19 protein-coding genes are annotated in these 25954 nt (G+C 70.8%); 12 read left to right on the plus strand and 7 right to left on the minus strand.

Translation table 11 applies throughout. The features are described 5' to 3' along the window. Positions 1-8 precede the first annotated feature (8 nt). A complete protein-coding gene (moeZ, locus tag OG747_RS29005; protein ID WP_405882325.1) occupies positions 9-1187 on the plus strand; it encodes an adenylyltransferase/sulfurtransferase MoeZ in 1179 nt (392 codons plus the stop codon). A 152-nt stretch (positions 1188-1339) separates the two neighbouring features. Here the strand turns inward: moeZ and OG747_RS29010 are convergent, their stop codons facing one another. From OG747_RS29010 to OG747_RS29020, 3 genes are all read right to left on the minus strand, one after another. After that, the gene (locus OG747_RS29010) at positions 1340-2896 is read right to left on the minus strand and encodes an alpha/beta hydrolase (RefSeq protein ID WP_405882326.1); all 1557 of its coding nucleotides are present in this window, start codon (positions 2894-2896) and stop codon (positions 1340-1342) included. Positions 2897-3012: 116 nt separating this feature from the next. Further along, on the minus strand, positions 3013-4557 hold the full coding sequence (locus tag OG747_RS29015) for an alpha/beta hydrolase (protein ID WP_405882327.1): 1545 nt from the start codon (positions 4555-4557) through the stop codon (positions 3013-3015). 155 nt (positions 4558-4712) lie between these two features. Beyond that, positions 4713-7511, minus strand: a complete 2799-nt coding sequence (locus OG747_RS29020) for a lysylphosphatidylglycerol synthase domain-containing protein (protein WP_405882328.1) — start codon at positions 7509-7511, stop codon at positions 4713-4715. Positions 7512-7697: 186 nt separating this feature from the next. Between OG747_RS29020 and OG747_RS29025 the strand changes: the two genes are divergently transcribed. From OG747_RS29025 to OG747_RS29050, 6 genes are all read left to right on the plus strand, one after another. Further along, entirely contained in the window at positions 7698-8063 is a 366-nt protein-coding gene (locus OG747_RS29025) for an MGMT family protein (protein ID WP_405882329.1), read from the plus strand. Positions 8064-8311: 248 nt separating this feature from the next. Continuing rightward, positions 8312-11683 (plus strand): ATP-dependent helicase, encoded by a 3372-nt coding sequence (locus tag OG747_RS29030; protein ID WP_405882330.1) that lies wholly within the window; start codon positions 8312-8314, stop codon positions 11681-11683. 122 nt (positions 11684-11805) lie between these two features. Next, positions 11806-15396: a UvrD-helicase domain-containing protein gene (locus tag OG747_RS29035; RefSeq protein WP_405882331.1), complete on the plus strand. Its 3591-nt coding sequence runs from the start codon at positions 11806-11808 to the stop codon at positions 15394-15396. Between the two features lie 10 nt (positions 15397-15406). Further along, positions 15407-16819, plus strand: a complete 1413-nt coding sequence (locus tag OG747_RS29040) for a dipeptidase (protein WP_405882332.1) — start codon at positions 15407-15409, stop codon at positions 16817-16819. Between the two features lie 119 nt (positions 16820-16938). Continuing rightward, the gene (nudC, locus tag OG747_RS29045) at positions 16939-17889 is read left to right on the plus strand and encodes an NAD(+) diphosphatase (protein WP_405882333.1); all 951 of its coding nucleotides are present in this window, start codon (positions 16939-16941) and stop codon (positions 17887-17889) included. 120 nt (positions 17890-18009) lie between these two features. After that, the gene (locus tag OG747_RS29050) at positions 18010-18189 is read left to right on the plus strand and encodes a hypothetical protein (protein ID WP_405882334.1); all 180 of its coding nucleotides are present in this window, start codon (positions 18010-18012) and stop codon (positions 18187-18189) included. 66 nt (positions 18190-18255) lie between these two features. Here OG747_RS29050 and OG747_RS29055 read toward each other — a convergent pair whose 3' ends face one another. Continuing rightward, complete coding sequence (locus tag OG747_RS29055; RefSeq protein ID WP_405882335.1) at positions 18256-18513, minus strand: glutaredoxin domain-containing protein; 258 nt, start codon at positions 18511-18513, stop codon at positions 18256-18258. A gap of 226 nt (positions 18514-18739) precedes the next feature. Here OG747_RS29055 and OG747_RS29060 point away from each other — a divergent pair, with 226 nt between their 5' ends. The 5 genes from OG747_RS29060 (at position 18740) to OG747_RS29080 (ending at position 22637) form a co-directional block, all read left to right on the plus strand. Further along, entirely contained in the window at positions 18740-20935 is a 2196-nt protein-coding gene (locus OG747_RS29060; RefSeq protein ID WP_405882336.1) for an ATP-dependent DNA helicase UvrD2, read from the plus strand. 210 nt (positions 20936-21145) lie between these two features. Then, the gene (locus OG747_RS29065) at positions 21146-21430 is read left to right on the plus strand and encodes a hypothetical protein (protein WP_405885729.1); all 285 of its coding nucleotides are present in this window, start codon (positions 21146-21148) and stop codon (positions 21428-21430) included. Between the two features lie 175 nt (positions 21431-21605). After that, positions 21606-21974 (plus strand): WhiB family transcriptional regulator, encoded by a 369-nt coding sequence (locus OG747_RS29070; RefSeq protein WP_054228178.1) that lies wholly within the window; start codon positions 21606-21608, stop codon positions 21972-21974. Continuing rightward, positions 21971-22294: a hypothetical protein gene (locus tag OG747_RS29075; RefSeq protein WP_405882337.1), complete on the plus strand. Its 324-nt coding sequence runs from the start codon at positions 21971-21973 to the stop codon at positions 22292-22294. The genes OG747_RS29070 and OG747_RS29075 overlap by 4 nt, the downstream gene beginning before the upstream one ends. Positions 22295-22412: 118 nt before the next feature. Next, a complete protein-coding gene (locus tag OG747_RS29080) occupies positions 22413-22637 on the plus strand; it encodes a hypothetical protein (RefSeq protein WP_405882338.1) in 225 nt (74 codons plus the stop codon). 76 nt (positions 22638-22713) lie between these two features. Here the strand turns inward: OG747_RS29080 and OG747_RS29085 are convergent, their stop codons facing one another. The 3 genes from OG747_RS29085 to OG747_RS29095 are packed head-to-tail and all read right to left on the minus strand — an operon-like array spanning position 22714 to position 25791. Further along, on the minus strand, positions 22714-23199 hold the full coding sequence (locus OG747_RS29085) for a hypothetical protein (RefSeq protein WP_405882339.1): 486 nt from the start codon (positions 23197-23199) through the stop codon (positions 22714-22716). Between the two features lie 41 nt (positions 23200-23240). Further along, positions 23241-24617, minus strand: a complete 1377-nt coding sequence (locus OG747_RS29090; protein ID WP_405882340.1) for an ABC1 kinase family protein — start codon at positions 24615-24617, stop codon at positions 23241-23243. Beyond that, entirely contained in the window at positions 24610-25791 is a 1182-nt protein-coding gene (locus OG747_RS29095) for a TOMM precursor leader peptide-binding protein (protein ID WP_405882341.1), read from the minus strand. Before OG747_RS29095 ends, OG747_RS29090 begins: the two co-directional genes overlap by 8 nt. Positions 25792-25954: the final 163 nt, after the last annotated feature.

The raw sequence follows: 25954 nt of genomic DNA on the forward strand, positions 1-25954 counted from the left end.
GAGTCCCCGTGTCGCTGCCACCCCTGGTCGAGCCGGCTGCCGAGCTCACCGTAGACGAGGTCCGCAGGTACTCCCGCCACCTGATCATCCCCGATGTGGGCATGGACGGGCAGAAGCGGCTGAAGAACGCCAAGGTGCTGTGTGTGGGCGCCGGCGGCCTCGGATCGCCGGCGCTGATGTACCTGGCCGCCGCGGGCGTGGGTACGCTCGGCATCGTGGAGTTCGACGAGGTCGACGAGTCGAACCTGCAGCGCCAGATCATCCACAGCCAGGCGGACATCGGCCGCTCCAAGGCCGAGTCGGCGCGCGACTCCGTGCTGGGCATCAACCCGTACGTGAACGTGGTCCTTCACGAAGAGCGGCTCGAGGCCGAGAACGTGATGGACATCTTCAGCCAGTACGACCTGATCGTCGACGGCACGGACAACTTCGCGACCCGCTACCTGGTCAACGACGCGTGCGTGCTCCTCAACAAGCCGTACGTGTGGGGCTCGATCTACCGCTTCGACGGCCAGGCCTCCGTCTTCTGGTCCGAGCACGGCCCCTGCTACCGCTGCCTCTACCCGGAGCCCCCGCCGCCGGGCATGGTCCCCTCCTGCGCCGAGGGCGGCGTCCTGGGCGTGCTGTGCGCGTCCATCGGCTCCATCCAGGTCAACGAGGCGATCAAGCTCCTCGCGGGTATCGGTGAGCCGCTCGTCGGCCGCCTGATGATCTACGACGCCCTGGAGATGCAGTACCGCCAGGTCAAGGTCCGCAAGGACCCGAACTGCGCGGTCTGCGGCGAGAACCCCACCGTCACCGAGCTCATCGACTACGAGGCCTTCTGTGGCGTCGTGTCCGAGGAGGCCCAGGAGGCGGCGGCCGGCTCGACGATCACTCCCAAGCAGCTCAAGGAGTGGATCGACGAGGGCGAGAACATCGAGATCATCGACGTCCGCGAGATCAACGAGTACGAGATCGTCTCGATCCCCGGCGCCAAGCTGATCCCGAAGAACGAGTTCCTCATGGGCACCGCCCTGGAGACCCTCCCGCAGGACAAGAAGATCGTCCTGCACTGCAAGACGGGTGTCCGCAGCGCGGAGGTCCTCGCCGTTCTGAAGTCCGCGGGCTTCTCGGACGCGGTGCACGTCGGCGGCGGCGTGATCGGCTGGGTCAACCAGATCGAGCCGGAGAAGCCGGTGTACTAGGCGCCCGTGTACTGGGCGTACGGCTTTTCGGGAGGGGCTCGGCACCACGCGTGCTGGGCCCCTTTCCGTTGGGCGGGTGGGCTCCGTCGGCCAGGTGGGCGCTGTCGGCCCACTGAGCCCGGACAGCGCCCCCTGCCCGCCCGCCGCGCCGGCTACGACGCGCAGACCTTCCCGTCCTTGGGCACCGTCCCGTCCAGCAGGTAGCTGTTCACCGTGGAGTCGACGCAGTCGCTGCCACTCCCGTACGCCCCATGGCCCTCGCCCTTCCAGGTGAGCTCCACTCCGACGCCCTTGCCCAGCTCGTCGGCCATCCTGCGGGCGCCCTCGTACGGAGTCGCCGGGTCCCCGGTGTTGCCGACGACCAGGATGGGCTTGGCACCGGGTGCGCTGACCCGCGGGTTGTCGTACTGGCCGGCCACCGGCCAGTCGTGGCACCAACCCGCCGTGTCCCAGCCCATGAAGTCCCCGAAGACGGGCGAGATGTTCTCGAACTCGGGCAGCAGCTTCTTCGTCTGTTCGGGAGCGGGCCGCTGCTTGTCGTCCAAGCACGATATGACCCGTTGGGAATGCGTCGTCGTGCCGTAGTGCCCCGAGGAGTCACGGTCGTTGTAGCCGTCGGCGAGCGCCAGCAGCTCCGAACCGTCCCCTTCCTCGGCACCCTTGAGGGCGTTGGTCAGGCGTGGCCAGCCCTCTTTGCTGTACAGCGGCAGGACGATGCCGGTGAGCGCGAGGGTCTGGGTGAGCTTGCGGCCGCCGGCCGTCGGCAGGGGGTGGGCGTCGATCCGGTTCAGCAGGTCCACGATCTTCTGGGAGCCCTGCTTGGGGTCCTGGCCCGTGGACTTGAGGTAGTCGTCCAGGGCGCGTTGGAAGCCCAGGGTCTGGTTCTTGGCGTGGCCCACCGTGTCGGCAGTCGGGTCGACGACGGCGTCCAGCGTCAGACGTCCCACGTTCTTGGGGAACAGGTGGGCGTACACGCCGCCGAGTTCGGTCCCGTACGAAAAGCCGAGGTAGTGCATCTTCGGGTCGCCGAGGACTTGGCGCATCAGGTCCATGTCGTGGGCCGTGTCGGTCGTCGAGACGTGCGACAGCAGCTTTCCGGCGGCCTTCGCGCAGCCCTTGCCGAAGTCGGCAGCGTCCTTGAAGTACGCCGTCTCCTCGGCCGCGTCGTCCGGGGTGGCGTCCACCGACTCGGCGGCCTGGATCGCCTTGTCGCTGCGGCAGCGCACGCCTTCGCTGGCGGCGACGCCGCGCGGGTCCCAGCTGACCAGGTCGTACCGCTCATGGAGTGGGCCGACGACACTCTCGTACGACGGCATCGTGGCGACGCCGGAGCCGCCGGGGCCGCCGAAGTTGAACAGGAGCGAGCCGATGCGCTTGCTCTGGCTGCCGGTCGCCTTGGAGCGGATCAGGGCGAGGCCGATCGTCTCGCCGTCCGGCTTCGCGTAGTCAAGCGGCACCTTGAGCGTCGCGCACTGCCAGCCGCTGCCTGGACCGGGGGAGTCCGACCTGCTCTTGCAGCGGCCCCAGTCGAGTTTCTGCGAGGTGAGTGAGGCGGGCAGCCCCGAGGCGAAGTCGGAGGAGGGTGCGGCGGCCGACGCGGGGTCGCGGTTCTTCCCCTCGTCCTTGCCGTCACCGGACGAGCCGCTGCCACAGCCGGCCACCAGCAACGTGGCGGCGGCCGCGGCCGTCCACCGTGCGAAACGCGTCATGAGCTTCCCCCCTCGCCCGTGGTCCGCCGGATGTCGCGGATCACCTGCAAGCCATATTAGGCGTCGGCGGGCAGCCACTGCGGAGGCCTGTGAATAACGCTCTGACCTGCATGTTTCTAGGTGCAGACGGTTCCGGCGGGCGGCACGGTCCCGTTCAGCAGATAGCCGTTCACCGCGTTGTGCACGCACTTGTTCCCGCTGTCGTAGGCGCCGTGCCCCTGACCCTTGTACGTCAGTTCGACGCCGACACCCTTGCCCAGTGCGTCCACCATCTTCTTCGCGCCCTCGTACGGCGTGGCCGGGTCGCCGGTGTTGCCGACCACGAGGATCGGTGCGGCCCCGGAGGCGCTGACGTCCGGGTGGTCGGCGGCGCCCGGGACGGCCCAGCCGGTGCAGCTGACCATGCCCCAGGCCAGAAAGTCGCCGAACAGCGGTGAGGCGGCCCGGAATTGCGGCAGCCGTGCCTTCACGTCGGCGGGGGTGTAACGCGGCTTCTCGTCCGCGCAGTTGATGGAGACGTTCGCGGCGGTGATGTTGCTGTACTGGCCGTCCTGGTTGCGTCCGTTCATCGTGTCGGACAGCAGCATCAGCACCTTGCCGTCCCCGCTGTACGCCTGGTCCAGGCCCTCCGTCAGGTACTCCCAGAAGTCCTTGGAGTACAGCGCCTGCGCGATGCCGTTGGTCGCGGCGGTCTGGGTGAGTTGGCGCGGGAAGACGCCGGGGATGGGCTTGCTGTCCAGGTCTTTGAGGAGTTTGGCGATGCGGTTCTTGACATCCTGCGGGGTGTCGCCGATGGGGCAGGGTTCGGTTTTCGAGGTGCAGTCCTTGGCGAAGTTGTCGAGCGCGAGCTGGAAGCCCTTGGTCTGTCCGAGCGAGCTCTGCTCCGGGTTCTGTGTCGGGTCGACGACCGCGTCGAAGACGGCGCGTCCCACGTTCTTGGGGAACAGGTGGGCGTACACGCCGCCGAGTTCGGTGCCGTATGAGATGCCGAAGTAGTGCAGCTTGGCGTCGCCGAGGACCTGGCGCATGAGGTCCATGTCGCGGGCCGCGTCGGTGGTGCGCACATGCGGGAGGGTCCGGCCGGAGTTCTTCTCGCAGGCTGCATTGAACGCCTTGGTGTTGTTCAGGTACGTCTTCTGTTCGGTGGTGTTGTCGGGGGTGGCGTCCTGCTGGAAGAACACATCGAGCTGGCTGTCGTCCTCGCACTTGACGCCCGCGCTGCGGCCGACCCCGCGCGGGTCGAAGCTGACCAGGTCGTAGCGGGTACGCAGTTTCGCGTAGTCCTCGCCGAAGGCGGGCAGGGCGGTGACGCCGGAGCCGCCGGGGCCGCCGAAGTTGAACAGGAGCGAGCCGATGCGCTTGCTCGGGTCGCCGCTCGACGTCGCCCGGATCAGCGCGATCTTGATGGTGTCGCCCTTGGGCTCGGCCCAGTCGAGGGGCGCCTTCAAGGTGGCGCACTGCCACCGCGTACCGCTCGGCAGGGGTGAGGGCGAGTTGCCGCCGCCCTCGGACTCGGACGGTGCCGGGCAGTCCTTCCAGGTCAGCTTCTGCGCGGTCAGATCCCCGCCCTTGGAGTTGTCGCTGCAGCCCGTCACCACACAGGACAGCAGTACGGCGGTGACGGTCAGGGCAGCGGCGCGCAGCCGGGACGGGTTCGGCATATTTCCCATCCTGCGCCCGTAGGGGGCGGGGCGCTTGGGGCGCGGGCCGTGCGGGTGAGGGCGCGCGGAGGTTCGTACGACGTGCGCAGGCTCGTACGGGACGCTCGTACGGGATGACCGCGGAGGGCCCGTGCGGACGGCCCCCGTGTGTGGCTCTAGAGCGCGCCCTTGCGTGTCAGGTGGTTGAAGAACAGCCAGCCCGGCAGCACCGGCAGCCACAGCGTCAACAGCCGGTAGAGCAGCACGGCGGGCGCGGCGACCTCCTTGGGGAGCCCGACGGCGATCAGACCGACCGTGAGGGTCGCCTCGACCGCGCCGACGCCGCCGGGGGTCGGCGCCGCGGAGCCGAGCGCGTTTCCGGCGAGGAAGACGACGGCGACGCTGGCGAGGCTGAGTGTGGTGGTCTGGTCGTGGCCGAAGGCGCGGATCGACGCGTCCAGGCACATCACGAAGCAGGCGGTCAGCAGCAGCATGCCGCCGATGCCGGTGATCAGCTTCTGCGGCCGCTGCAGTACATCGAGCATGCGCGGCACGACGCCCGCGAACAGCGACCTCACGCGCGTGGCGACGAATTTCCGCAGGAACGGCACCGACGTCATGACCAGGACCAGCACGGCGACCGTCAGCAGACCGGCGATGACCGTGCGGGACGGCGACAGGGACGGCGTCTTCTCGGTGCCGGTCAGATAGCCGAAGGACAGCAGCATCAGGATGTGGCAGCCGAGCCCGAACAGCTGCGACGCGCCGACGCTCGCCACCGCGAGCCCCGGCCGCACCCCGGCCCGCTGCAGGAAGCGGGTGTTCAGGGCGACACCGCCGACCGCGGCGGGCGCCACGATCTTCACGAACGAGCCGGCGACCTGCGCGGCCACGGCCCGCATGAACGGCACCCGCTCCGGGACGAAGCCGAGCAGGGCCATCGCCGCCGCGAAGTAGCTCAGCGCCGAGAACAGCACGGCCGCCGCGACCCAGCCCCACTGGGCGTCTTCGAAGAGGGTGGCGAACTCGATGTGGGTGAGCTGCGTCAGCAGGAAGTATCCGCCGATGGCACCGGCGATGAAACTGATCAGTGTGCGCGGCCTGACCCGCTCCAGGCGGGCCGGTTCGACCGGCGCCTGCGGCCGGATCAGCAGCACCTGGTGGCGGATCTGAGTGAGCAGATCCTCCTCGCGCGCCTCGTCCAGCGCCTCGTCGATCGCTCGTTTCTCGGCCCGCTGCTCCGCGCGTACGGCCTTCTTGCCGGGCTTTTCCGACCCGGGTTCGGCGTGCTGGGCCTGCTCCGCACGGGCGAGCTTGTCCTGCCGGGAGGCGTCCAGGACCGCGTCGCGCTCGCGCTGTGCGCGCTCCCGGGCCAGCTTTCGCAGCGTCGCGCGCGTGGAGCGGGTCAGCGCGATGGGCTGCAGCAGCGGCAGGCAGTCGGCGATCGCGTCCGGACCGAGCACGCCGACCGCCGACGCCACCGTGCGCTCGGCGCCGACGCGCAGCCCCAGCGTGGTCAGCAACTGGGCGATGTCCATCCGCAGCAGCAGATCGCCGGCCGCGATCTCGCCGCCGCGCAGATCAGTGAGGATCACCGTGCCGGAACGATCCACCAAGATCGCGTCACCCGCGAGCCTGCGGTGTGCGATGCGCCGCGACTGCAGGGCCTGTACCTGGTGCCAGGTGTCGCGCAGGAGATCGTCGGTGATGAATTCGTCGGGTAGCGAGTCCAGGGTGCGTCCACCGGTGTGCTCGTAGACGAGCATCACGGCGTCCGGACCGAGCTCGGAGGTCGCGATCAGCTTCGGCGCGTTGGCCCCGGCCGCGATGGCCGCGTACGCGAGGAGCGCCTCCTGCTCCAGAGCCTGGCGCAGCGACTGGAGGCTGCGGCGGGTGGCGAGGCCGCGCAGCGTGATGTTGCGCCACACCCGGTAGAAGAATCCTTGTGCCTGCTGCTCGCGGTCGACCACCGTGACGTCCAGCGGCGGGCCGTCCTCCAAGGTGACGAAGTAGCGCCGGCCGCGGTCGCCGTTCTCCGTCGTGTCCGGCGTCTCCTCCCGGGCCGCGCTGACGGGGTGGAAACCGACGTGCCGCAGGCCGGCCATCAGCGTCCGCCCGGTCGGGCGGACATTCGGCGAGCCGACCGCGTACAGCGTCCCGTAGGCGATGGTCCAGCCGATCAGCACCGTCAGGATGATCGAGAACGGGGTGGTGTAGCCGGTGACCAGCATGGAGAAGGCGTCCAGCAGCAGCACTACCCACAGCACCGCGCGCCAGCGCGGTCTGCGGGACATGCCGACGGCCGTCATGTACGCGATGACCGGCGCGAGATAGCCGTGAACCGGATCGGTGAGGGCGTGGATGTCACCTGGCGAAGGCTGGGTGAGCGCCTCCTGGATGGAGCTCGGGGCGGCCTTGGCGACCCACAGGTCGGTGGCGAGCGTCACTCCGTGCGCGAGGACCGCGGCGAGGACGCCGTCGGCGATGCGCAGCCCGTCCCGCTTGATCAGCCGCTCGATCGCGAAGGCGACCGGCACCAGGAGGATCGCGATACTCGACGCCAGACCCGCGATCTTGATCAGCAGATCGGGTGCCTGGCCGGTGCCCTTGTTGATGTCCTGTTCGAGTCCCGAGGTGGTGCCGTGGGCGAACGCGGCGATGGCGAGCAGCACCACGATCGCGAGGAAGCCGACCATGAGCCGCATCAGGTCCGACGGGCGGTGTACGCGCGCGGGGGACAGCGGCTCGTCGCCCTCGACCTCGTCGTTGTGGACCTCGTCACCGCAGTCGTCGTCCGGGGCGACCCGCTGCTCGGCGCTTCCGTGCGTGTCAGGGGCGGGGGCTTCGTCCACCGTCGCGGTGGGCTCGCTCGCCGCCTTGTCCGGGTCCTTCGGGTCGGTGTCGCCGGTGTCCGGGCGCGACGAGGCCGCGGAGGTGCTCTCCGCGTCTTCGGGGTGCACGCCCTGCTCTCTCATCGTCTCTTCTTGATCTCGTATCACCAGTCACCGCCCGCACGATGGTGGCATGCCCGACCGACACACGGGGGCATCAGGGTGCAAATACGGGGGCGCACAGTCTGCCCGAAGCGCGCCGGCGGGGCGAAGGATACGCACAGTCGCCGCCGCGTCACACTGTCGGTGGGGTGGGGCAGGATGGGTCGGATGAGCGAGCAGAGCCTTCCGGCGGACGCCCTGCCGGAGTACGCGGAGCGGGTCCTCGAGGTCGCCGAGCTGATCCCGCCCGGGCGCGTCATGACCTACGGGGACGTCGCGGAGTGGCTGGAGGAGGGCGGGCCGCGTCAGGTGGGCAGGGTGATGGCCCTCTACGGAGGAGCGGTCCCGTGGTGGCGGGTCGTCCGCGCGGACGGCGTGCTGCTCCCGGGCCACGAACTGGACGCGCTGGGCCACTACCGCGACGAGGGCACGCCCCTGAAGGAGGCGAGCAGGGCCTCCGAGGGGCATCTGCCGCGCGTCGACATGAGACGGGCACGATGGGACGGCGACGAACGCGCGCAGGTTCACACCTGACAGCTTCCGGCATCGGACGGACGGATGGGGAACCTGTGGCCCGCACGGGGGAAGCGAGGCACGTCCGTGACATGCCGTACGTTCGAGAACCGGGGGACGCACGTGGTGTGAGGGAAGAAGGGGAAGCCCTCCTTCCATGGCGCTCACCGGCGTAGCGTCGACGGCGCGCATCCCCCTCACCCCGCGGCCACCGCCCCGAACGCGCGGCGCTCCGCCCACCAGTACGACCTCCAGGACCGGCGAACCACGTGAGCTCCTCTTCTTCCACCAGGCGCCTGCCGCACCCCCAGATGCGGCGGGGGACCCGCGGCGCGTACCGGCTGGTGCGTACCGCGCCGGTCCGGGTGGGTCCCCCTCGTCTGGACGCAGGGCAGCGCGCGGTGGTTGACCATGGCACCGGCCCGCTGCTCGTGCTGGCGGGCCCCGGCACCGGCAAGACGACCACGCTCGTCGAGTCGGTGGCGGCCCGGATCGCGCGCGGCGGCGACCCGGAGCGGATCCTGGTGCTGACCTTCAGTCGGAAGGCTGCCGTCGAACTGCGCGACCGTATGGCGCTGCGCATAGGGGCCGCCCGTGCCCCCCGGGCGACCACCTTCCACTCGTTCTGCTACGCCCTGGTCCGCGCCCACCAGGACAGCGAACTGTTCGTGGAGCCCCTGCGGCTGCTGTCCGGCCCCGAACAGGACGTGGCGGTGCGCGAACTGCTCGCGGGCCAGCCCGACCTGGAGCGGCTCGGCCTCGCCCACGTGCGCTGGCCGGACGAGCTGCGCGCCTGCCTGACCACGCGCGGCTTCGCCGACGAGGTCCGCGCGGTGCTGGCACGCAGCCGCGAACTGGGACTGAGCCCCGACGCCCTGACCGCCTTCGCCCGGCGTATCGGCCGCCCCGACTGGGGTGCGGCAGCGGCCTTCCTCGCCGAGTATCTCGACGTTCTCGACCTGCAAGGAGTGCTCGACTACGCGGAACTCGTCCACCGCGCGGTCCTGCTCGCCGGGCGTCCGGGCGTCGCCGAACGCCTCGCCGCGCAGTACGACGCCGTCTACGTGGACGAGTACCAGGACACCGACCCCGCTCAGGTACGACTGCTGCACGCCCTCGCCGGCGGCGGCCGCACCCTTGTCGCCTTCGGTGACCCCGACCAGTCGATCTACGCCTTCAGGGGCGCGGATGTGAACGGCATCCTGGACTTCCCCGACGCCTTCCCGCGCCCGGACGGCCACCCGGCGCCGGTCGAGGTACTACGCACCTCCCGCCGCTCCGGCGCCGCTCTCCTCGCCGCCACCCGCCTGCTCACCCAGCGCATGCCGCTGACCCGTCTTCCGGCGGAGAAGGTACGCGCCCACCGCGAGCTGTCACCGGTACGCGGCGGCGGAGGTGTCGAGGTCTACACGTACCCGACGGCGGGCACGGAGCTGGACAACATCGCGGACCTGCTGCGCCGCGCCCACCTGGAGGACGGCGTCCCCTGGGGTGACATGGCCGTCCTGGTGCGCGCCGGCTCCCGCACCATCCCGGCGATCCGGCGGGCGCTCACCACGGCGGGCGTGCCGCTCGACATCGACGGCGACGATCTGCCGCTGCGGCACGAACCGGCGGTGACGCCCCTGCTGACGGCACTGCGGGCGGTGGCGCGCGCGGAGTCGGGTGCGGACTCGGCCTCCGGCGCCGACAGCGGCGTACCCGCCGATTCCCCTGAAGACGTCGACGTACCTGAAGACGCCGACGTACAAGCCGCTGCCTGGCTCGACACCGAAACCGCGCTCACCCTGCTCGCCTCGCCCCTCGCGAGCATGGACGCCGCCGACCTGCGGCGCCTGGGGCGCGCGCTGCGCGAGGAGGAGCGCGCCGCCGGCAACCACGTACCGCCCCCCTCCGACGAACTGCTCGCCCGCGCGCTCGCCGAGCCGGAGCGGCTCGTCGCCCACGACCCGGCGTACGCCCGAGGAGCCCAGCGGTTCGGCGCACTGCTGCGCAAGGCGCGGGAGCGTCTGGCGGGCGGCGGGACCGCCGAGGAGGCGCTCTGGGACCTCTGGGAGGGCACCCCGTGGCCGCAGCGCCTGGAGCGGGCCGCCCGGCGCGGCGGCGCGGCCGGGCGCAACGCCGACCGCGACCTCGACGCCGTCTGCGCGCTGTTCGCGACCGCGGCCCGCGCCGAAGAGCGCACCGGCGGGCGCGGCGCCCTCAACTTCCTGGAGGAGATCGAGGCGCAGGACATCGCCGCCGACACCCTTACTCGCAGGGCCGTACGCCCCGACGCCGTACGCCTGATGACCGCGCACCGCTCCAAGGGCCTGGAGTGGCGCCTCGTCGTCGTCGCGGGTGTCCAGGAGGGCCTGTGGCCGGACCTGCGCCGCCGCGGCTCCCTGCTGGAGGCCGACCGCATCGGACGCGACGGCCTCGCCGAACCCCTCACGCCCGGAGCGCTGCTCTCCGAAGAGCGCCGTTTGTTCTACGTGGCTGCCACGCGCGCGCGTGAACGCCTGATCGTCACCGCCGTGAAGGCCCCCGCCGACGACGGCGACCAACCCTCCCGCTTCCTCACCGAACTCGGCGTCGAACCCAAGGACGTCACCGGCCGCCCCCGCCGCCCGCTGTCCGTCGCCGCCCTGGTCGCCGAACTGCGTGCCACGACCGTCGACCCGCGTGTCTCGGACACCCTCAGGCAGGCCGCGGCCCACCGCCTGGCCAAGCTCGCCGCCCTCGGCGACGACGACGGCCGCCCCCTTGTGCCCTCGGCGCACCCCTACCGCTGGTGGGGCATGTACGAGCCGACCGAGAGCAAGGTGCCGCTGCGCGACCGCGACCAGCCCGTCGTGCTCTCCGGAAGCGCCCTCGACCAGCTCGCCAACACCTGCGCCCTGCAGTGGTTCCTGGGCCGCGAGGTGAAGGCCGACGCGCCCGCGACCGCCGCCCAGGGCTTCGGCAACGTGGTGCACGTTCTCGCCGACGAGGTCGCCTCCGGACGCACCCCCGCCGACCTCGCCGTCCTCATGGAGCGCCTGGACTCCGTGTGGAATGCGCTCGCCTTCGACGCGCCCTGGAAGTCGGCGCAGGAGAAGGAGCACGCGCGCGTGGCGCTCGAACGCTTCCTGAAGTGGCACGTCGACTCCAATGGTGTCCGTGCGGGACGTGAGCCGGTGGCCAGCGAGCACGACTTCGACGTGACCCTGGCAGCGGGCGACTACGAAGTGCGCATCCGCGGCTCCATGGACCGCGTCGAGGCGGACGCCGAGGGCCGCGCCTACGTGGTCGACTTCAAAACCGGCAAACAGGCGCCCAGCGCCGCCGACGTGGCACACCACCCGCAGCTCGCCGTCTACCAGCTCGCCGTCCGCGAGGGCGCCGTCGATGACGCCTTCGACGGCGCACGCCCCGAATCGGGCGGCGCCGAACTCGTGCAGCTGCGCCAGGGTGCCGCCAAGAAGAACGGCGGCGAGACCCTCCCCAAGGTGCAGGCCCAGCCTCCCCTGGAGGGCGAGTGGGTCGGCGACCTGCTGGCCACCGCCGCTGGGAAGGTCCTCGACGAACGGTTCTCGCCAACCATGGGACAACACTGTACTCACTGCGCATTCCGGGCATCGTGTAGCGCTCGGCCGGAGGGACACCACGTAGTCGAGTGAGGGCCCAAGGGGACGTCACGCTATCGAGTGACGTACGGCACCACACATGCTGACCAGCGCTTCTTCCGTCCCGGCGGCCGATGTGGCCCCCACTGTCAGTGGGCGCCGCTAGCCTCTCCGACATGCCCGCCCGTATCACCGACCCCGAGCAGCTCAAAGAGCTCCTCGGTATCCCGTTCACCCCGGAGCAGACGGCCTGCATCACCGCACCGCCCGCCCCGCAGGTGATCGTGGCCGGAGCCGGTTCGGGCAAGACCACGGTGATGGCGGCACGCGTGGTGTGGCTCGTCGGCACCGGACAGGTTGCCCCCGAGCAGGTCCTCGGTCTGACGTTCACCAACAAGGCGGCGGGCGAACTCGCCGAGCGCGTCCGCAAGGCGCTGATCAAGGCCGGTGTCACCGACCCGGACGTGATCGACCCCGACAACCCGCCGGGCGAGCCGGTCATCTCCACCTACCACGCCTTCGCGGGCCGTCTGCTGACCGACCACGGACTGCGTATCGGACTCGAACCGACGTCCCGCCTGCTCGCCGACGCCACCCGCTACCAGCTCGCCGCACGCGTGCTGCGCGAGGCCCCGGGACCGTACCCGGCGCTGACCCGGTCCTTCCCGGACCTCGTCGGCGACCTCCTCACGCTCGACTCCGAGCTCTCCGAACACCTCGTACGGCCCGAGGACCTGCGCGCGCACGACGCCGAGCTGCTGCGCTTCCTGGAAGGCGCCAAACTCACCAACGCCGACCTGCGCAAGGTCCCCGAGGCGGCCGCGGCCCGGCGAGAACTCGCCGAGCTGGTGGGCCGCTACCGGGCCGCCAAGCGCGAGCGCGACCTCCTCGACTTCGGCGACCAGATCGCCCTCTCGGCCACCCTGGCCCGCACCCGCCCCGAGGTCGGCGAGATCCTCCGCGACGAGTTCCGGGTGGTGCTGCTGGACGAGTACCAGGACACCTCGGTGGCCCAGCGCATCCTCCTTGCCGGCCTCTTCGGCGGCGGCACCGGCCACCCCGTGACCGCGGTCGGTGACCCCTGCCAGGCGATCTACGGCTGGCGCGGCGCCTCCGTCGCCAACCTCGACGACTTTCCCGAACACTTCGCGCACGCCGACGGCCGCCCCGCGGCCCGCCAGGCGCTCAGCGAGAACCGCCGCAGCGGCGGCCGCCTCCTCGACCTCGCCAACGGCCTCGCGGAGCCCCTGCGCGCCATGCACGCGGGCGTGGAAGCCCTCCGCCCGGCCCCCGGAGCCGAGCACGACGGCCAGGTCCGCTGCGCGCTGCTGCGCACCCACGCCGAGGAGATCGACTGGCTCGCCGACTCCATCGCCCACCTCGTACGCACCGGAAAGGCGCCCGGCGAGATCGCCGTGCTGTGCCGCACGGCGAGCGACTTCGCCGAGATCCAGGGCGCACTCGTCGCCCGCGACATCCCCGTAGAGGTCGTGGGTCTCTCCGGGCTGCTGCACCTGCCCGAGGTCGCCGACCTCGTCGCCGTCTGCGAAGTCCTCCAGGACCCCGGGGCGAACGCCTCCCTGGTCCGGCTGCTCACCGGCCCGCGCTGGCGGATCGGCCCGCGCGACCTAGCCCTCCTGGGACGGCGGGCCCGGCTCCTCGTGTCCCATGTGCGCGTGGGAGCCGACGACGACCCGGACCGCCGCCTCGCCGCGGCCGTCGAAGGGGTCGACCCCGCCGAGGTGATATCGCTCGCCGACGCTCTCGACACGTTCCTGGAGATGCCCATCGAGGCCGAAGGGGACGACGACGGGCTGCCCTTCTCGCCGGACGCACGGGTGCGCTTCGCGCGGCTCGCCGCCGAACTGCGCGACCTGCGCCGCTCGCTCGCCGACCCCCTGATGGACGTCCTGCACCGGGTACTCGCCGTCACCGGACTGGAGGTCGAGCTCTCCGCGTCCCCGCACGCGCTGGCCGCCCGCCGCCGCGAGACCCTGTCGAACTTCCTCGACGTCGCCGCGTCCTTCGCCGCGGGCGACGGCGAGGCCACCCTGCTGGCCTTCCTCGGCTTCCTGCGCACCGCCGCCCAGTACGAGAAGGGCCTCGACAACGCCCTGCCCGGCGGCGAGAACACCGTCAAGGTGCTCACCGCGCACAAGTCCAAGGGCCTGGAGTGGGACGTCGTCGTGGTCCCCGGCCTCGTCACCGGCACCTTCCCCAGCACCCAAGGCCGCGAGAAATGGACCGCCCAGGGCAAGGTCCTCCCGCACGAGCTGCGCGGAGACGCCGACACGCTCCCCGACATCGACACCTGGGACGCCAAGGGCATCAAGACCTTCCACGAGGCCATGAAGGACCACCAGCACACCGAAGAGCTCCGCCTCGGCTACGTCACCTTCACCCGCCCCCGCTCCCTCCTGCTCGGCTCCGGCCACTGGTGGGGCCCCTCCCAGAAGAAACCGCGCGGCCCCTCGGACTTCCTGCACGCCCTCTACGAGCACTGCGCCGCCGGACACGGAGAGATCGAGGTCTGGGCGGACGAGCCCGTGCAGGACGAGGAGAACCCCGCACTGCACGCGGCGGCCGCCGACCACGCGTGGCCGCTCCCGCTCGACGACGCGGCACTGGCCCGGCGCCGCGCGGCCGCCGAGACCGTACTCGCCCACCTGGAGCGGGTGGCGTCCCACGAGGAGCCCCACCCAGGAGCCGAGGGGGGCCGGCACGCGGCCGACCACGACCCCTCCTCGTACGACGACCCGGACTGGCCACCCCCACCCGAGGACGGCGCATCCGCGTACGACGAGCCGCCCTACGAGGAGGGCGATTCCCCCGATTCCCCGGACTTCCCTGATTCCCCGGACTTCCCCGACGGGGATGACTCCGACTGGGACTCCTGGTCGGCCGACCGTCCGAAGGACCGACCGACCGGCACCCCTGTGGACCGCCCGACGGTTCCGCACCAGGCGCCGGCCCCTCAGGCCCGTCCGCACCCCGAGGAGCCGGTGCACCTCACTCCTGACGAGGCACGCACCCTCGCCTCCTGGGACCGTGACCTCGATGCGCTGACCGGAGAGCTCCTGCGCGCCCGCGCGAGCGTCACCGACGTACCCCTGCCCGCCTCGCTCACCGTGACGCAGCTCATGCACCTGGCCGCCGACCCGGACGGCTTCGCACAGGAGCTCGCGCGCCCCATGCCACGCCCCCCACAGCCCGCCGCGCGCCGCGGGACGCGCTTCCACGCCTGGGTGGAGTCCCGTTTCGAAGAGCTGCGGCTGCCGATGCTGGAACCGGAGGAGCTGCCCGGCGGCGACGCCGAGATCGCCGACGAGCGCGACCTGGAGGCCCTCAAAGACGCCTTCGAACGCACTCCCTACGCACACCGCACGCCCCACCGTGTCGAGGCCCCCTTCCAGCTCGCCATCGCCGGACGCGTTGTCCGGGGCCGTGTCGACGCCGTCTACCGCGCGGAGGACGGCGACGGCACGACGTACGAGATCGTCGACTGGAAGACCGGCCGGACCGGCACCGCCGACCCCCTCCAGCTCGCGCTGTACCGGCTCGCCTGGGCCGAGCAGCAGGGCGTGCCCCTGGAGTCCGTCAAGGCCGCGTTCCTGTACGTCCGCAGCGGCGAGACGGTCCGCCCGGACCACCTCCCGGACCGTGCCGCACTGGAACGGCTGCTCACACAAGACCCCGCAGACTCAGCAGACCCACGGGAAGCGTCGCCCGGGGAACCGCCGGACGAACACGCCTCCGTGGGCGGATAGGCTCGTAAGCATGAGCAAGCCCGTTGACAACGCCGTCAGCACCGTCCGCACGTACATCCAGAACCACCGCACGGCCTTCCTCGACGACCTCGCCGAGTGGCTGCGCATCCCTTCGGTGTCGGCCCAGCCCGACCACGCCGCGGACGTGAGGCGTAGCGCCGACTGGCTCGCCGCCAAGCTGCAGGAGACCGGCTTCCCGACCGCGGAGGTCTGGGCGACCGACGGCGCCCCCGCCGTCTTCGCCGAATGGCCCGCCGAGGACCCCGAGGCCCCCTCAGTCCTCGTCTACGGCCACCACGACGTACAGCCGGCCACCCGCGAGGACGGCTGGGACACCGACCCCTTCGAGCCGGTGATCCGCGGAAACCGCCTCCACGCGCGCGGTGCCGCCGACGACAAGGGCCAAGTGTTCTTCCACACACTCGGCGTCCGCGCCCACCTCGCCGCCACCGGACGCAGCGCACCGGCCGTCAACCTCAAGCTCCTGATCGAGGGCGAGGAGGAATCAGGCTCCCCGCACTTCCGCGACCTCGTCGAAACGCATGCCGACCGGCTCGCCGCCGACGCGGTGATCGTCTCCGACACCGGCATGTGGTCCGAGGACACCCCCACCGTCTGCACCGGCATGCGCGGCCTCGCCGAGTGCGAGATCGAGCTGCACGGGCCGCAGCAGGACATCCACTCCGGCTCCTTCGGCGGCGCCGTGCCCAACCCGGCCACCGCCGCTGCCCGCCTCGTCGCCGCCCTGCACGACGAGCACGCACGCGTGGCCGTCCCCGGCTTCTACGAAGGAGTGACCGAACTCACCGACCGTGAGCGTGAACTCTTCGCCGAACTGCCCTTCGACGAGGAGCGCTGGCTGCGCACCGCCAAGTCGACAGCCACCCAGGGAGAGGCCGGACACACCACCCTGGAGCGCATCTGGGCCCGTCCCACCGCCGAGGTCAACGGCATCGGCGGCGGCTACCAAGGCCCCGGCAGCAAGACGATCATCCCGTCCTCGGCCACGCTGAAGCTCTCCTTCCGACTGGTCGCGGGCCAGGACCCGGACCACATCGAGAAGGCCGTCCGCGGCTGGGCCGCCGACCAGCTGCCCGCGGGCATCCGGCACGAGATCACATTCGGCGCGGCCACCCGCCCCTGCCTCACGCCGCTGGACCACCCGGCCCTGCAGTCCGTCGTGCGTGCCATGGGCCGCGCCTTCGAACAGCCGATCCGCTATACCCGCGAGGGCGGCTCCGGACCCGCGGCCGACCTCCAGGAAGTCCTCGGCGCCCCCGTGCTCTTCCTCGGTATCTCCGTCCCCTCCGACGGCTGGCACGCCCCCAACGAGAAGGTCGAACTCGACCTCCTCCTGAAAGGCGTCGAAACCAGCGCCTATCTATGGGGCGACCTTGCCGAGAACTGGCGCGAGGCAGACTGAAAAAGCCCCTCCTCGCCCTGCCCGGACAGCCCGTCCCCACCCTGAACAGCGCCCTCCGCACCCGCCCTGCCGAACCGCCCGCCGAAATTTCCGTTCCACCGGGGGAGTTGGAAGCACCCGTGACCACCTGGACCGACCGCACCGCCGACCGTCCCATCTCGCTCACCGCCCCGAGCGGCATCGACCGGGCCGCCCACCACCGGCTCGACGAGGCCTGGCTCGCGGCGGCCTGGAGCCACCCCACCACCCGCGCCTTCGTGGTCTCCGGCGGTCAGGTACTCATCGACGAGAACGCGGACGGCACCACCGAACTCGTCATGACCCCCTCCTTCGAAGCCCCGCTCACCGAGGCGCACCGCTACTTCCTGGGCACGGACGACGACGGTGTGAGCTATTTCGCACTCCAGAAGGACGCACTGCCCGGCCGCATCGACCAGTCCGCCCGCCCGGCCGGCCTGCGCGAGGCGGGACTCCTGCTCTCCCCCCGCGACGCGGGCCTGATGGTGCACGCCGTTGCCCTGGAGAACTGGCAGCGGCTGCACCGCTTCTGCTCGCGCTGCGGCGAGCGCACCGTGATCGCGGCGGCCGGCCACATCCGCCGCTGCCCCGCCTGCGGCGCCGAGCACTACCCGCGCACCGACCCGGCCGTGATCATGGCCGTCACGGACGACGACGACCGCATCCTGCTCGGCCGCCAGGTTCACTGGCCCGAAGGCCGCTTCTCCACGCTCGCCGGCTTCGTGGAACCCGGTGAGTCCATCGAGCAGTCGGTGCGCCGCGAAGTCTTCGAGGAGGCGGGCGTCACGGTCGGCGAGGTCGAATACGTCGCCAGCCAGCCCTGGCCGTTCCCCTCCAGCCTCATGCTGGGCTTCATGGCCCGCGCCACCTCATCCGAGATCAACGTCGACGGCGAGGAGATCCACGAGGCCCGCTGGTTCTCCCGCGAGGAGCTGCGCACAGCCTTCGAGTCCGGCGAGGTACTGCCCCCGTACGGCATCTCCATCGCGGCCCGCCTGATCGAACTCTGGTACGGCAAGCCCCTGCCGCGCCCGGGAGCGGCAGCCGCCTGACCGAGGCGCACGCCACACCATTCGCGCGAGTGGCGCAAGTCACACAACAGGGGCGGTCCTTGAGTCAGGCTCAAGGACCGCCCCTGTCACCGCCCGCAGCAACCGCTCGGGCGCGCTCCGATGGCGAACCGCTTACGCACCGATCTTCTGCTTGACCTGCGCCGGCGAAGTGTTCCCGGAGTCAGCCTGCGGGACTCGCGCACCGTCGAGGTGGCCGGGCCTGTTCCGCAGCTCTACCGGCTCTTCGGTGTCTTCATGCGAGTAGCGGCGTCACTGACCGACCAGCAGCCCTATTGCTGAGCAGCCGCACGGAGACGAGACCCCGTCCGTCATTCTTGGGCGGGGTCTCGTGCGCCTACTCCCGGGTCAGACGCCGAGCGCCTGCTTCACCTGGGCAAGGCTGGGGTTCGTCATCACGACCTCAGGACCTCCACTGAGGGGAACTACCTGAACGGTGGGAACCGTCTGGTTTCCGCCATTCGCCTTCTCCACGAACGCCGCGGACTCCGGGTCCTGCTCGATGTTGATCTCGTTGTACGCGATGCCCGCGCGGTCCATCTGGCCCTTCAGTCGCGTGCAGTAGCCGCACCACGTGGTGCTGTACATCGTCACAGTGCCCGACATGTCTTCGCGCTCCTTCTGCTGCTGGGGGTGCGTCGTCGCAGAGGGGGAACGTATGTAAGAGGTCCGCCATTCCCGCACGCGGGTACCCCGGCCCCGTACACGAGCGCCCCTGGCGGCCGCCGCGTGAGCAAGAGCACCCTCGGCGTCTGCCGTATTAGTACGACAGCAAGGGTCTCCCTGTGGACAACCGGCTCATCCGTCCCCGGCGACCTGGCAGCATGGCGGGGTGACAGCAGCAACGCACTCCACCCTCTTCCCGCAGGTTCCGGACACGGCCGACGCGGTGCTCGACGGGCTCGACCCCGAGCAGCGCGCGGTCGCCACCGCCCTGCACGGTCCGGTGTGCGTGCTGGCAGGCGCCGGCACGGGCAAGACGCGAGCGATCACCCACCGCATCGCCTACGGCGTGCGAGCCGGGATCCTCCAGCCCTCCAGTGTGCTCGCCGTCACCTTCACCAACCGAGCCGCCGGCGAGATGCGCGGCCGCCTCCGCCAGCTCGGCGCCGGCGGAGTCCAGGCCCGCACCTTCCACTCCGCCGCACTGCGCCAACTCCAGTACTTCTGGCCGAAAGCAGTCGGCGGCAGCCTGCCCCGGCTCGTCGACCGCAAGATACAGCTCGTCGCCGACGCGGCCGCGGCCTGCCGCATCCGCCTCGACCGGGGCGAACTGCGCGACGTCACCGCCGAGATCGAATGGTCCAAGGTCACTCAGACCATCCCCACCGACTACGCGGCAGCCGCCGCCAAGGCAGGCCGTGAATCCCCCCGCAACCCGGCCGAGATCGCCCAGCTCTACGCCACCTACGAGGACCTCAAGCGCGACCGCGCGGTCATCGACTTCGAAGACGTCCTGCTGCTGACCGTCGCCATCCTCCAGGACCGGCACGACATCGCCGAACAGGTCCGCTCCCAGTACCAGCACTTCGTGGTCGACGAGTACCAGGACGTCAGCCCCCTCCAACAGCGCCTCCTCGAACTGTGGCTCGGCGAGCGCGACAGCCTCTGCGTCGTCGGCGACGCCAGCCAGACGATCTATTCATTCACCGGTGCAACTCCCGACCACCTTCTCGACTTCCGCACCCGCCACCCCGCAGCCACCGTCGTCAAGCTCGTCCGCGACTACCGCTCCTCACCCCAAGTCGTGCATCTCGCCAACGGCCTGCTCGCCCAGGCCCGCGGCCGGGCCGCCGACCACCGCCTGGAGCTGATCTCCCAGCGCGCCCCGGGCCCCGAGCCCGTCTACGCCGAATACACGGACGAACCCGCCGAGGCCGAAGGCGCCGCCCGCCGAATCCGCGACCTCATCGCCTCCGGCATCCCCGCGGGCGAAATCGCGATCCTCTTCCGCACCAACTCCCAGTCCGAGATCTACGAACAGGCCCTCGCCGACGCCGGAGTGCCCTACCAGCTGCGCGGCGCCGAACGGTTCTTCGACCGCCCCGAGGTGCGCAAAGCCGGTGCCGCCCTGCGCGCAGCCGCCCGCTTCGGCGCCAACGACTCCCTCCTCGACGACGCCGTCGACCTGCCCTCCCAGGTCCGCGCGGTGCTGTCCGGCGAAGGCTGGACCAGCACACCCCCGGCCGGCTCCGGCGCGGTCAGGGAGCGCTGGGAATCACTCGCCGCCCTCGTTCACCTCGCCCAGGACTTCGCCGCCGCCCAACAGGGCGCCACCCTCGGGGACCTGGTGGCGGAGCTCGACGAGCGCGCGAGCGCCCAGCACGCCCCGACCGTCCAAGGAGTCACCCTCGCCTCCCTGCACTCCGCCAAGGGACTGGAGTGGGACGTCGTCTTCCTGGTCGGCGTCGCCGAGGGCATGATGCCGATCACCTACGCAAAGACCGACGAGCAGATCGAGGAGGAACGCCGCCTCCTCTACGTCGGAGTCACTCGCGCCAGGGAACACCTCTTCGTCTCCTGGTCCCTGTCCCGCTCACCCGGCGGCAGACCCAACCGCCGGCCCAGCCGCTTCCTCGACGGACTGCGCCCAGGTTCCGTCGCGACCGCGGGCCGCAGCAGCGGCGGCGGCCCAGGAGGCATCGAGCGCGGCATCGGGAGCAGCGGCGGCACCGTCGTCCGGCGGACGAGCCGGACCCCGGCCCGCTGCCGGATCTGCGGCCGCACCCTGACCGACGCCGGCGAGATGAAACTGATGCGTTGTGAGGACTGCCCCTCCGACATGGACGAAGGCCTCTATGAGCGACTGCGCGAGTGGCGGGCGGTACAGGCGCAGCGCAGCGGCCAGCCCGCGTTCTGCGTCTTCACCGACAAGACACTCATGGCGATCGCGGAGACCGTGCCGGACGACGAGGGCGAGCTGGCGCGGATCCCCGGGGTCGGCATGCGCAAGCTCAACCGGTTCGGAGTCGATGTTCTGGCCATCTGTGCAGGTCAAGAGCCTGGAGGAGATGGCGAAAGCGACTGACGCAAACTCGTCGAAAAAATAGTTTGCGCATGCCCCAGCAATCCCCATAGGTTCTTAACCACGGCAGCAGCGGCCTTCTCCAAGGCCCTGGTTCCGTGCTGTACTTAATAACCGTCGGACTGGCTCACCCCGGTCCCCTCAAGACGCCGAGAGGAGGCGATTCCAGTGATCAGCATCAGCATCAGCACCAGCTCCATCAGCACCGTCAAAATGACCGATCGCTCTGTCGTCTCCCTGTGCACGCTCGGCGTCTCGAACCCGGGCACCGGTCTGTCCGGCATCCCTGCCGTCCGGCCGGCGTCCTCCGTGTCTCTCGCGGGTCTTCCCATCCGTGAGCGCAATGAGCGACCGATGAAGGCACTGGAAGCAGCAGTAGTGGCAGAGGCTCAGGCCTATGCCATTGCGGCAGCCGGTGCCGGATCCCAGAAGCAGACGACGCAGCACCACACGATGTGGGCCTTCCGTGGGCCTGAACCCTGGAGTGATCCAGCCTGATCCTCGATCAGGCCGGCGCCTTCAGGGCCGCGGAACCCCACCCGGGATCCGCGGCCCTTCTGTTTGTCCCCGAACGGGGATGGCAGAGCGAAGGGGCCTCGGGACAAGAAAAGAACCCGGTACCAGCCGCCAACCGGCCAACCCGGCCGGCACGACCAGACGAGGAAGACGAACCGTGCAACTCGAAGCGCACGCCCCGTCCGTACCGCCTTCCGAAACGATCCCCCCGCCCGGCCTCACGGAGGACTCCACCTTGATCCCGCTCACTGCGCTCACCGCGCTCGACGACGCCATCGAGAACCTCGGCGTACCCGTCCCCTGCCGCTCCTACGACCCGGAAGTCTTCTTCGCCGAGTCGCCGGCCGATGTCGAGTACGCCAAGTCCCTCTGCCGCACCTGCCCGCTGATCGAGGCCTGCCTCGCCGGCGCCAAGGAGCGGCGTGAGCCCTGGGGCGTCTGGGGCGGCGAGCTCTTCGTCCAGGGTGTCGTCGTGGCCCGCAAGCGGCCCCGTGGCCGCCCGCGCAAGAACCCGGTTGCGGCATGAACACCGTAGGAACGATCGATCGCCCCCTGACGCACGACCCCAAGAAACAGGCCCCGATGAAGCCGTCCACCAGCGAGCCCGCAGGCTCCGCCATCCCAGACTTCACCACCACCGGCGCGAACGACTCGCGCCAGAACAGGACCCGAGAGATGCAACTCATCCCAGAAGCCCTGGCTCGTGCGCATATGCACGAGCGACTGCACGAGGCCGAGCGGGAACGCCAGGCCGTGCGCCTGGCCTCTGCCCGCCGGATGCAGCGTCGGGCCGAGCGCGCCTCGATGCGCGCCCGGCGCGCGCTGGCCATGGCGGTCATGCAGTAGCCGAAGGCAGTCGCAGCAGTACCAGGCAGTGATTCCTCGCGGGGGTCGGTCCGTTCGGGCCGGCCCCCGCGGTGCGTTGCGCCGGGCGAACCGCCGACAACGGCGTTATCGTCGCCGAGTGACGAGTCTTCCCGGGGACAGCGACACCACCGGCTCTACGCAGCGGCCCGATGCGGCCGCGGCCCAGTACATCGTGTGCGCCCGCTGCGGCACCCTGGCTGACGGCCCCCAGCCGACCTGGACCTGCTCCATGGAGAACGGCACCCGCCACTACTTCTGCGACAGCTGCGCCCGCAGCAACCTCAGGGCGATCGAGGGGCGGCTGGACTCGGCCTGGTGGTAGGCCACGCCCCGGGTCGAACGCCCGGCCCAGCCGGATCGCTCACCGCCGTCCCGGCTGCTCACGTCCACAACAGCGATCACGTGACCGGAGGCTCGGCCAGCAGCACGACACGGTCCCCCGCGACATGGAACCCGAGCACCGGATGCCCGTGATGGCCCTCTGGATCCATCAGCACCGGCTTACCCAGCCGCTGTCCGATCGCCCGCAGAAAACCACAGAACACATCCAGCCGCTCCTGACCTTGCAGCTCCCGCAGATCAACATCGAAGTCGATCTCGCCGGCAGCATGGAAGCGGAAGATCGCCAGTACATCGGCAACCGGCCAGACCCGCAGCTCCGGGTACTCGGCGTCAGCCGGGCGGGAAAGCACTGCCTCGGCACGAGGCAGCGGCATCACGGCACCGCCCTCGGAGTACTGGCACGTCCAGCCGCTCGCGCTGAACAGATCGAGGACCGCCTGCCAGTCCTCCACCGAGGCATCAGGGACACGCATGTCCGGCAGCGACCCCATCTCGTCAGGGTCGAAGAAGTACTTGACATCAGCCCACAGCAGATCAGGCACCCCGCCACGCTCCCCGGCGTCCCGCCCGAAGGCAGCCCAAGTCACGCTTCGGCTGCTGATCCCTCCTCGTTCAGCAGCTCTTCCGTCGGGTCTTCTCCTGGCACGAACCCCGGCAGCCACTCCTCCAGTTCGTCGCGCAGGCGGACCGTCGCGCCCAGCTGGCACAGGACGCCGATGGTGCTCAAGGTCACGCGGTGTATGAGGAGGTAGGACGGTGGCAGGTTGAGCTGCCTGCCCAACTGGTGGGCGGGGGAGCGGGGGTCGGCGATCCGGGCGGCCTGGCTGCGCATCCAGCCGCGGGTGAAGGTGAACTCGTCGGCCTGGGCCGGTTCGATGATCGGCAGGAGGTAGTCCAGGACCGCGTCGGGTTCGAGCTCTATCGACTCTTTGACGAAGCCCTCCTCGCGGAGCAGTTCGTAGACCGCCTCGGCCTCGCCGTCGAGGGTCATACGGAGGGAGTCGCCGATCGGCGAGGGCAGACCGCCCGGGAGCCGGTCGACCGTGCCGAAGTCCAGGACGCCCAGTCGCCAGCCGCTCTTCTCGTCCGGCAGGAGGCGGAAGTTGCCCGGGTGCGGATCGGCGTGCAGCAGGCCGGTGCGGGCGGGGCCCGAGAAGAGGAAGCGGGCCAGGAGCTGGCCCGCACGGTCGCGCTGCACCTGGGTGCCGTCGGCGATCACCTCAGACAGAGGTGTTCCGTCGATCCATTCGGTCACCAGGATCTGGTCGCACTGGTGGACCACGGCCGGTACGAGGACATCCGGGTCGTCCGCGAACTCGGCGGCATGCGCTTCCTGGGCCTGCGCCTCCAGTGCGTAGTCGAGCTCCTCGGACACCCGGTCGCGCAGTTCCGCGATGAGCGGCTTGATGTCCATGCCGGGGATGAGGGGGCCCAGGAGTCTGGCGAAACGACTGAGCTGCGTCAGATCGGACAGCAGGGCCTCGCCCGCCCCCGGGTACTGCACCTTGACGGCGACCTCGCGTCCGTCGTGCCAAACCGCCCGGTGCACCTGGCCGATCGAGGCCGCCGCGGACGGCTTGTCCTCGAACTCCAGGAACAGCTCGGACCAGTCCTCGCCGAGCCGCTCCCGCAGAGCGGAGTGCACCGTGCGCGTCGGCATGGGCGGCGCCGCCTCCTGGAGTTTCGTCAGCGCCGCGCGATACGGCCCCGCGACCTCCTCCGGCAGCGCCGATTCGAAGACGGACAGGGCCTGCCCAAATTTCATCGCACCGCCTTTCAGCTCACCGAGCACCTTGAAGAGTTGCTCGGCCGTGCGCTGCTGCAGCTCGCGGCCCACGATCTCCGCCGACTTCCCGCCGATCCGCTTGCCCAGCCCCCAGGTCGCGCGCCCGGCGAAGCCGAGCGGTAGCGCGGCGAGTTTGGCAGTACGGGTGACTGCCTTCCGGGGAAGATCAGACATGCGCCCTCCAAGTCCCAGACAGCCGTGCCGCGTGCGGCTGTTGCCCCGCCATTGTCTCGTGCGGTTCCCCGTCCTCGGCAGCGCGCTCCCCCTTCTTACTTTTCTCCGCGGCACCGCACGGACATGCCGGATGTGACCACACCGGCTTCTCATGCCAGTCGAGCCCGGGTACCGAGGACTCCCAGCGTGCCCCCGCGGTGGAGGGCAGCTGTCCGTCGAGGAAGGCGAGCGCATGTCCCGCGGCCAGTCCGGCGACGCCGGTCGCCAAGGCGAGGTCGCACGCCGGTACATGACGGGACGAGCCGGAGCGCCACTGGGCGATCAGGCGTGGCCAGGTCGGATCACGGTCGATGCGCCCCTGGTCCAGGCAGCCGGCGCAGCCGGTATCGCCGGGCAGGACCAGGGGGCCGACGACGCCCGTTCCTTCCACGACTCCCGCGTACAGATGCGGTGTGCCGGAGGTGATCAGGGGCTCGGCGGCGATCGGATCGGGGGCGTGCACGGCCAGGCCGTCCCGAGGCGCGATGATCACCAGAGAGAGTCCGAGTTCCTCGCCTTCGGTGGCGGGCCGGGGTGGTCGGTCCGGTGCCGCTCGGCGCACCGCCCGCCGGGCGGCCTCCTCCCGGCGTTCGCCGATGGACTGCGTGGGCAGTCCGCCCGGTGCCACGTCCCACGGCTCGACGCGGCCGACATCACGCACCTCGACCTCGCCCACGCCCGCGCCGGCCAGCAGAGAGGCCAGCACGACGCCCACCCGGCCCGCGCCTCGCACCTGCACCCGCAGGGAGCGTCGAGCCGCCAGGTGTTTCATCGCGTCGCCGGGTGCGGGGGCGAGGAGGGAGAGGGCGGCGAGGTCGGGCCGCAGCCGGTCCAGGACCGCTTTCTTCTCGCGCAGGGCGTCCGCGGCCGGGCCGCCGGCCGTCGCGTCGTCCAGCAGGCCGGAGCGGGCCAACCGCTCCACGAGTGCGTCGACGTGTCCGTCGGGCAGGCCCATTGCGCGTCCTTGGTCGCGCAGGAGCGGCAGTCCGCGGGTGCCGTCGAGCAGGTCGAGGAAGCTGCCCGTCGCCGTGTCCACCGGGCCCAGCACCATCGCGTGCGCGGGTGCCATCCCGAACTGCACGGTGTTGAGATCCCGCCAGCCGCGCCGCAGCGCGGGCTTCACCATCGGATGCATGACCGACCCCCGTACCCATAGAGCATCCCCGTGTGTCGGCGGGGTCCGTCCTGGTCCCGCCGCTCGAATGCCAGCATGCCCGGCTCGGCGGAACGGTGCGGAAGGTTGTCCACAGGCTGTGGTGTTCGTCGTATGAATCAAGCGCGCGGGGTGCGGATCGGCA

The organism is Streptomyces sp. NBC_01384, from assembly GCF_045040035.1.
Taxonomy (GTDB): domain Bacteria; phylum Actinomycetota; class Actinomycetes; order Streptomycetales; family Streptomycetaceae; genus Streptomyces.